The 7683-nt window shown below is 69.9% G+C and carries 6 protein-coding genes; 2 read left to right on the top strand and 4 right to left on the bottom strand.

The window, feature by feature from the left end; all coding sequences use genetic code 11:
• Positions 1-9: 9 nt before the first annotated feature.
• From VJS38_RS01875 to VJS38_RS01860, 4 genes are all read right to left on the bottom strand, one after another.
• A complete protein-coding gene (locus VJS38_RS01875) occupies positions 10-483 on the bottom strand; it encodes an OsmC family protein (protein WP_324086458.1) in 474 nt (157 codons plus the stop codon).
• Entirely contained in the window at positions 483-2270 is a 1788-nt protein-coding gene (locus VJS38_RS01870) for an acyl-CoA dehydrogenase C-terminal domain-containing protein (protein ID WP_324086457.1), read from the bottom strand. Before VJS38_RS01870 ends, VJS38_RS01875 begins: the two co-directional genes overlap by 1 nt.
• A 136-nt stretch (positions 2271-2406) precedes the next feature.
• Positions 2407-3072 (bottom strand): TetR/AcrR family transcriptional regulator, encoded by a 666-nt coding sequence (locus tag VJS38_RS01865; protein WP_324086456.1) that lies wholly within the window; start codon positions 3070-3072, stop codon positions 2407-2409.
• Positions 3073-3162: 90 nt separating this feature from the next.
• The gene (locus VJS38_RS01860; protein ID WP_324086455.1) at positions 3163-4836 is read right to left on the bottom strand and encodes a lysine--tRNA ligase; all 1674 of its coding nucleotides are present in this window, start codon (positions 4834-4836) and stop codon (positions 3163-3165) included.
• 117 nt (positions 4837-4953) lie between these two features.
• Here VJS38_RS01860 and VJS38_RS01855 point away from each other — a divergent pair, with 117 nt between their 5' ends.
• Entirely contained in the window at positions 4954-5961 is a 1008-nt protein-coding gene (locus VJS38_RS01855; protein WP_324086454.1) for a ligase-associated DNA damage response exonuclease, read from the top strand.
• Positions 5962-6378: 417 nt separating this feature from the next.
• Positions 6379-7683: cisplatin damage response ATP-dependent DNA ligase (locus VJS38_RS01850; RefSeq protein WP_324086453.1), on the top strand; the 1305-nt coding region annotated here is incomplete at its 3' end.

Raw genomic sequence — 7683 nt, 5'->3', positions numbered from 1 at the left:
GCTCAAGCTCTAAGGCGGCGCCGGTCGGGATTCCACCACCACCTCGGTCTTCACCGAGTTGGCGATGAAACAGGCCTCGTGGGCCTGATGGTGCAGGTGGTCGAGCTCGGCGGTTTCGGGCGGCGCGCTGTCCCAGGCGATCTGCGGGCGCAGGGCCACGCGGGTGACGGCGATGCGGCCCTCGGCGTTCTGCTCCATCAGCCCTTCGGCTTCGTCGCGGTAGCGGGTGACGACGAAGCCGGCCAGCCGCGCCACGTGCAGGAAGCTCAGCATGTGGCAGGCCGAGATCGCCGCGACCAGCATCTGCTCGGGATCGACGGCGCCTTCCTCGGCCCACTTGGCGCCGACCACCTGCGCCGAGGCTGTGCCGCGCACCCGGGGCCCGGGCTCGAAACCGACCGTATGGCCGCGCCCGTAGCGGCCCTTGGCGAAGTCCTCGCCCGGCTCGAGCGCCCAGTCGACGTTCGCCCGGTAGCGCGCCATCAGAAGGCCTCGGCCGGCAGCGCCATCATCAGTTCCGCCCCGGCCTTCAGCTTGGCCAGCCGCGAGGCCGCTTCCGGCAGGACGCGGGCCAGGAAATAGCGGCCGGTGACCAGCTTGCCCGCGTAGAAGGGATCGGTCTCGCCGGCGGCGATCTTTCCGTTCGCCGCCTCGGCCGCCTGGGCCCAGGCGAAGGCCAGTCCCGTCAGCGCGAAGAGGTGCAGGTAGTCGGTCGAGGCCGCTCCGGCGTTGTCGGGGTTCGCCAGCCCGTTCTGCATCAGCCACATGGTGGCTTCCTGCAGCTGGCCCTTGGCCTGGACGAGGCCCTCGACGAACGGCTTCAGCGCGTCGTCGTCCTGGTGGGCGGCGACATAGGCGTCGACGTCGGCGAAGAAGCTCATCACCGCCCGGCCGCCGTTGGCCGCCAGCTTGCGACCGACGAGGTCGAGGGCCTGCACGCCGTTGGCGCCCTCATAGATCAGCGAGATTCGCGAGTCGCGCAGGTGCTGGCTGGCGGCGAAGTTCTCGGTGAAGCCGGCGCCGCCGAACACCTGCATGGCGTCCGAGGCGATCAGGAAGCCGCGGTCGGTCAGGAAGGCCTTCAGCACCGGGGTGAGCAGGGCCATGTAGTCCTCGCCCTTGGTCTTGGCCGCCTCGTCGCCGCCGGCCTTGGCCAGGTCGCCGTGCAGCGCGGTCCAGAGCAGCAGCGCGCGGCCGCCCTCGATGACCGCCTTGGCCTCCATCAGCATGCGCCGCACGTCCGGATGGACGATGATCGGGTCGGCCGGGCCCTCGGGGTTCTTCGGCCCGGTCAGCGAGCGGCCCTGCAGCCGTTCCTTGGCGTAGGCCGCGGCCTCCTGGTAGGCGGCCTCGGCCTGGGCCAGGCCCTGGACGGCGACGCCGATGCGGGCCTCGTTCATCATCACGAACATCAGGGGCAGGCCGCGGTTCTCCTCGCCGACCAGCCAGCCGGTCGCCTCCTCGTGGCTGATCACGCAGGTGGCGTTGCCGTGGATGCCCATCTTCTCTTCCAGGCTCAGGCACTTCACGGCGTTACGCTGGCCCGGCTTGCCCTCAGCGTCCGGCAGGAACTTCGGCACGATGAACAGGCTGATCCCCTTGACGCCCGCCGGCGCGCCCTCGATGCGGGCCAGCACCAGGTGGACGATGTTCTCCGTCAGGTCGTGCTCGCCTGCGGAAATGAAGATCTTCTGTCCACTGATCTTGTAGGTTCCGTCGCCCTGCGGAACCGCCTTGGTGCGCAGCATGCCGAGGTCGGTGCCGGCGTGCGGCTCGGTCAGGTTCATGGTCCCCGACCACTCGCCCGAGGCCAGCTTCGGCAGGTAGAGCGCCTTCTGCTCCGCCGAGCCGCCCTTGTGGATTGCCGAATAGGCCCCGTGGGTCAGGCCGGGATACATGGCGAACGCCATGTTGGCCGCCGACGACATCTCCGAGACGGAGAGGTTGACCACCGCCGGCAAGCCCTGGCCGCCGTATTCGGTGTGCGCGCCCAAACCGGGCCAGCCGCCGGCGACGAACTGGGCGTAGGCTTGCTTGAAGCCGGCGGGCGTCCGGACGGTGAAGTCGGGGCTCCAGTGGCAGCCCTCCCGGTCGCCCACCCTATCGAGGGGCGCCAGCACCTCGGCGCAGATGCGGCCGGCCTCCTCCAGCACCGCCTCGACCGTGTCGATCGAGGCGTCGGCGAAGGCCGGGAGGTTGGCGTAGCGCTCGATCTGCAGCACGTCGCGCAGCAGGAAGGTGAATTCGCGGACCGGCGGCTGGTAGGTCATGGTTGGCGCCCCTGGTTTGTTGAACTGTCTTTGCAAGTCAGCCGTGGCCGGCGCCGTCGAGGCGACGGCGCAGCATCTCGTCGTAATCCGCGGCCTGCGGCAGAAGATCCGGGCGGCTGGCGGCGACGCATGGCCGTCAACCTCGCTCGAACGGATGGTTCGCGCCAATCCCCTGCCGGACGAAGTCCTTCACCGCCTGGCGGATCTCCGCCTCGGTCGCCAGCCCCGGCGGGAAGATCCAGTCCTTGAACACGGTGCAGGCGAGCACCGCGGCGAAGGAGACGCGCACCATCAGCTGCGGCGGCGCCTTCGCCGGGCCCCTCATCCGCGCCGTCATGGTCGCCGCGGCCCGGTCGAAATATTCGCCGAGACTGCCGATCGCCGAGACCTCTTGCGCCGAGGCGGCGTCGTAGGTCTGGGCGACGATCAGCGAGGTCAGCATCTGCGCGTTCTCGCCGACGAAGCGCTGCAGCTCGTCGATGTAGAGGGCGGACTGCTCGCAGATCCCCTCGGCGCTGTCCGGCTGCATGTGTGTCGCGACGAGGTTCGACAGCTGCTCGTCCAGCGGCTTGAAGATCGCCTCGCGGAACAGCTGGGCCTTCGAGCCGTAGTAGCGGAACAGCTGCGCCTCGGTGACGTCGGCCTGGCGGGCGATCGCCGCCGTGGTCGCACCGGCGTAGCCGCACCTGCGAAACTCGTCGGCCGCCGCCTGGAGGATCCGGTTCCTCAGGTCCACCGGCGATCGCCGCTTGCGGCGTGCACCGGCTTCGGCCTCGGCCGTCTGGAGCTCGGTCTTCGCCAATGCCGATCCCTTGTCGGGCGTGCGCCCCGTCGTTGCGGCCTCGAATCATATCGGGCGCCGCCGCGCGGGTGTCGAGATCTCCCGGAGAGGTTAGATGAACTCCCCCGCCAGCGCCTTCTCGATCAGCTGGATCGTCCGCCCGACGCCGAAGATCGCCACGAACGAGCCGAACCGCGGGCCCTGGCTCTGGCCCAGCAGCACCTCGTAGAGGGCGCCGAACCAGGCGCGCAGCGGCTCGAAGCCGGCGGCCTTGCCGACCTCGAAAACCTCGTTCTGGATCGCCTCGGCGTCCGCGCCGGCGGGCAGGGCGCGCAGGCGTGCGACCAGCTCCTCCATCGCCGCCCGCTCCTTGGCGTCGGGGGCGCGGAACGTCTTCGAGGGCTTCACGAAGTCCTCGTAGTAGTTGATCGCATAGCCCGCGAGCTTGTCGAGCAGCGGCTGGGTGGCCGGCGAGGCCTCCGGGATGTAGCGCTCGAGGAAGCCCCAGAGGATCTCCTTCGTCGAGGCGTCGGCCGCCGAAACCAGGTTCAGCAGCAAGGAGAAGCTGACCGGCGAGCCTTGCGCGGGCGGGGCGCCGCGGTGCACGTGCCAGGCGGGGTTGTCGATCGCGGGCTGGCCGGTCTCGGCCAGCGTCCGGTTGTAGGCCTCGAGCTGCTGCAGGTATTCGTCCGTCGCCTTGGGGATGACGTCGAAGTAGAGGCGCTTGGCCGACTTCGGCGACTGGTACATGTAGTAGGCTAGGCTCTCAGGGGCGCCATAGCGCAGCCATTGCTCCATGGTCAGGCCGTTGCCCTTGGACTTCGAGATCTTCTGGTTGTTCTCGTCCATGAACAGCTCGTAGTGGAAGGCCTCGGGCGGCTCGCCGCCGAGGGCCTTGCACACCCGGTTCGAGACCCGGACGGAGTCCACCAGGTCCTTGCCGCTCATCTCGTAGTCGACGCCCAGCGCCGTCCAGCGCGCCGCCCAGTCGGGGCGCCACTGCAGCTTGACGTGGCCGCCGGTGACCGGGACCTCGGTGAGCACGCCGTCCTCGTCGGGGAAGATGATCGTGCCCTTCTCGAGGTTGCGCTCGACCGTCGGCGCCTGCAGCACGCGGCCGGTCTTGGGGCTGATCGGCAGGAAGGGCGAATAGGTGGCTCTGCGCTCCTCGCCGAGCGTCGGCAGCATGATCGCCTGGATGGCGTCGAACCGCGCCAGGATGCGCAGCAGGACCTCGTCAAAGCGGCCGGCCTTGTAGCAGTCGGTCGACGACATGAATTCGTAGTCGAAGCCGAAGCCGTCGAGGAAGGCCAGCAGGCGCGAGTTGTTGTGCGCCCCAAAGCTTTCGTGCTCGCCGAACGGGTCGCGCACCGAGGTGACCGGCTTGTCGCGGTCCTCCTCCAGGATGTGGCGGTTCGGCACGTTGTCCGGGATCTTCCTGAGGCCGTCCATGTCGTCGGAGAAGACGATCAGCTTGGAGGGGATGGCGTCCTCGGTCAGCGCCCGGAAGGCGGTCCGCACCATGGTCGGCCGCGCCGCCTCGCCGAAGGTGCCCATGTGCGGCAGACCGGACGCGCCGTAGCCGCACTGAAAGACCACGGGCTTGGCCAGCGCCGGCAGGGCGGCCACCGCCTCCAGCGCCTTGCCCTGGCCGATCAGGCTGGCGGCAAGGTCGCGCTCGGAATCGGAAAGGCGCAGGCGCAGGACGCGGTCCAGCAGGATGCGCGCCTGTTCGAAGGGCCAGCTCTTCGCCTCGCGGGCCCGGTGGGAGAGACCTTGCAACATGGAAAGCGCCTAACGCCCGTGGGCCAAAGGCTCAAGGCATTTCCGCCCCGCCCTCAGCGGAAGCGTCTGGGGTCCGCGGCGACTTGCGCGAGGATCCCCCAGCCCCACATCGCATCCATGATCCGGCCGCAGGACCTCCTCTGCCCGAAGCCCGAGGGGCTCTACTGCGCGCCCGGCGACTTCTACATCGACCCGGTGCGGCCGGTGGCGCGGGCGGTGATCACCCACGGCCATTCCGACCACGCCCGCGCCGGCCACGGGGCGGTGCTGGCCACGCAGGCGACGCTCGACATCATGGCCGAGCGGTATGGCCTGGCGTTCGCCGGGAGCGTCCAGGCCGCGGCCTATGGCGAGGCGGTTCGGCGCGACGAGGTCGAGGTCACCCTGGTCCCGGCGGGCCACGTGCTGGGCTCGGCCCAGGCGGTGGTGCGCTGGAAGGGGCTGACCATGGTCGTCTCCGGCGACTTCAAGCGCAGGCGCGATCCGACCTGCGCCGCCTTCACGCCCGTCCCCTGCGACGTCTTCATTTCCGAGGCGACCTTCGGCCTGCCGGTCTTCCGCCACCCCGACGACCAAGGCGAGATCGCCCGCCTGCTGCGCTCGGTCGAACAGTTTCCGGAGCGGTCGCACCTGATCGGCGCCTATGCGCTCGGCAAGGCCCAGCGGGTGATCCGCCTGCTGCGCGAGGCCGGCTGGGAGCGGCCGATCTATGTGCACGGCGCCCTGGAGCGGCTGAACGCGCTCTACGCGCGGCACGGGGTCGATCTCGGTCCGCTGCTCCCCGCCACGGCGACCAAGGCCGACTTCGCCGGCGAGCTCATCGTCGCCCCGCCCTCGACCCTGCAGGACCGCTGGAGCCGCCGCTTCCCCGATCCGGTGGCGGTCTTCGCCTCCGGCTGGATGCAGGTCCGCGCCCGGGCCCGCCAGCGCGGCGTCGAGCTGCCGCTGGTGATCTCCGACCACGCCGACTGGGACGAGCTGACCTCCACCGTCGACGAACTGCGGCCCGGCGAGCTGTGGATCACCCACGGCCGGGAGGAGGCGCTCGCCCGTTGGGCCGAGTTGCACGGCGTGCCGGCGCGCGCGCTGGCGCTGGTCGGCTACGAGGACGAGGCGGAGGACTGAGCGGCGCGCGCGCCTCCGTGCAAAGAAGTCACAGCAGAGCTTATTTCGCATCCGCAGCATTGAATCCGCCGCAATGCAGCGTAGATTCGGCTTGGGAGGATTCCTGACTCTCGCGCCGCAAGGCCGAGGTTTTGCCGGGCGACCGCAAAAAAGCGGCGCTTCGTCCAAACGCGCTGTCAATGGAGTCCGAGATGCACCAAGCTACATATCATCTGATAGACCGGGTCGGCTGGATTTTCGGTCTGGCGACGCTCTTCGGTCTGCTTTCCAGCTCGGGATATCTGCTTTTCAGGTGAGTTTCATCTTGATGCCGTGAGCTAAGGTTCACGGCGCCGGTCCCGGCGGTGGCGGCGAGGCTGCGCCGCCATCGTCGCGGCAGATTTGGCGCCGCTTGGCCGCCGCCCTAATTTCTGGGGCATGCGCGCCTTCGCCGAGCTGCTCGACCGGCTCTCCCTGACCGCCTCGCGCAACGCCAAGCTGACCCTGGTGCGCGACTACCTGCGCGCGACGCCCGATCCCGACCGCGGCTGGGCGCTGGCGGCGCTGACCGGCGAGCTCAGCTTCAGCGCAGCCAAGCCGGCCTTCATCCGCAAGGCGGTGGAGGCGCGGATGGACCCCCAGCTCTTCTGGTGGTCCTATGACTATGTCGGCGACCTGGCCGAGACCGTGGCCCTGGTCTGGCCGGCACGCCCCGGCGCCAACCGCGAGCCGGAACTGTCGGAGGTCGTCGAGGCGCTGCGCACCGCCAGCCGCGCCGAGGTCCAGCGGCTGATCGAAGGCTGGCTCGACGCCATGCGCGAGCCGCGCGAGCGCTGGGCGCTGCTCAAGCTTGTCACCGGCGCCCTGCGGGTCGGCCTTTCCGCGCGCCTGGCCAAGCAGGCGGCGGCGGACCTTGGCCCCGTGCCGGTCGCCGAGGTCGAGGAGCTGTGGCACGCGCTGCACGCGCCTTACGAGGACTTGTTCGCCTGGCTGGAGGGCCGCTCGGAGAAGCCGTCGTCGGAGCACCCGGCCCGCTTCCGCCCGGCCATGCTGGCCCAGGCGATCGACGAGGCGGTCGACTTCGCCAAGCTCGATCCGACCGACTACGCCGCCGAGTGGAAGTGGGACGGCATCCGCGTCCAGCTGGTCAACGAGGGCGGGGTGCGCCGGCTCTACACCCGCACCGGCGACGACATCTCGCGGACCTTCCCCGATGTGCTGAATGCGCTCTCCAACGAGGGCGTGGTCGACGGCGAGCTGCTGGTCATCCGCGACGGGCAGGTGGCGGGCTTCGCCGACCTGCAGCAGCGGCTGAACCGCAAGACCGTCGACGCCAGGCTGATCGCGGGCTTCCCCGCCGCCATCCGCGCCTACGACATCCTGACCGAAGGCCGCGAGGACGTCCGGACCTTGCCTTTCGCCGAGCGCCGCCGGCGGCTGGAGGCCTTCGTCGCCCGCCAGCATTCGCCGCGCATCGACCTCTCGCCGCTGCAGCCGTTCGACAGCTGGCCGCAGCTGGCGGCCCTGCGCGCCGCTCCGCCGGCGGGCGATCCGCAGGTCGCCGAGGGGCTGATGCTGAAGCGCTGGGATTCGCTCTACGAAGCCGGCCGGCCGAAGGGGCCATGGTTCAAGTGGAAGCGCGACCCGTTCCTGGTCGACGCGGTGCTGATGTACGCCCAGCGCGGCCACGGCAAGCGCTCGAGCTTCTACTCCGACTACACCTTCGGCGTCTGGACCGAGGAC

The organism is Phenylobacterium sp., assembly GCF_035276905.1.
Taxonomy (GTDB): domain Bacteria; phylum Pseudomonadota; class Alphaproteobacteria; order Caulobacterales; family Caulobacteraceae; genus Phenylobacterium.
Note: the sequence above shows the minus strand (reverse complement) of the source record. Positions and strands in the feature narration are given on the sequence as shown.

What these genes read in the sequence shown, in the direction of transcription:
- VJS38_RS01860 (WP_324086455.1), bottom strand. Translation starts at nt 4,836, where the DNA reads ATGTTGCAAGGTCTCTCCCACCGGGCCCGCGAGGCGAAGAGCTGGCCC.
- VJS38_RS01855 (WP_324086454.1), top strand. Translation starts at nt 4,954, where the DNA reads ATGATCCGGCCGCAGGACCTCCTCTGCCCGAAGCCCGAGGGGCTCTAC.
- VJS38_RS01875 (WP_324086458.1), bottom strand. Translation starts at nt 483, where the DNA reads ATGGCGCGCTACCGGGCGAACGTCGACTGGGCGCTCGAGCCGGGCGAG.
- VJS38_RS01870 (WP_324086457.1), bottom strand. Translation starts at nt 2,270, where the DNA reads ATGACCTACCAGCCGCCGGTCCGCGAATTCACCTTCCTGCTGCGCGAC.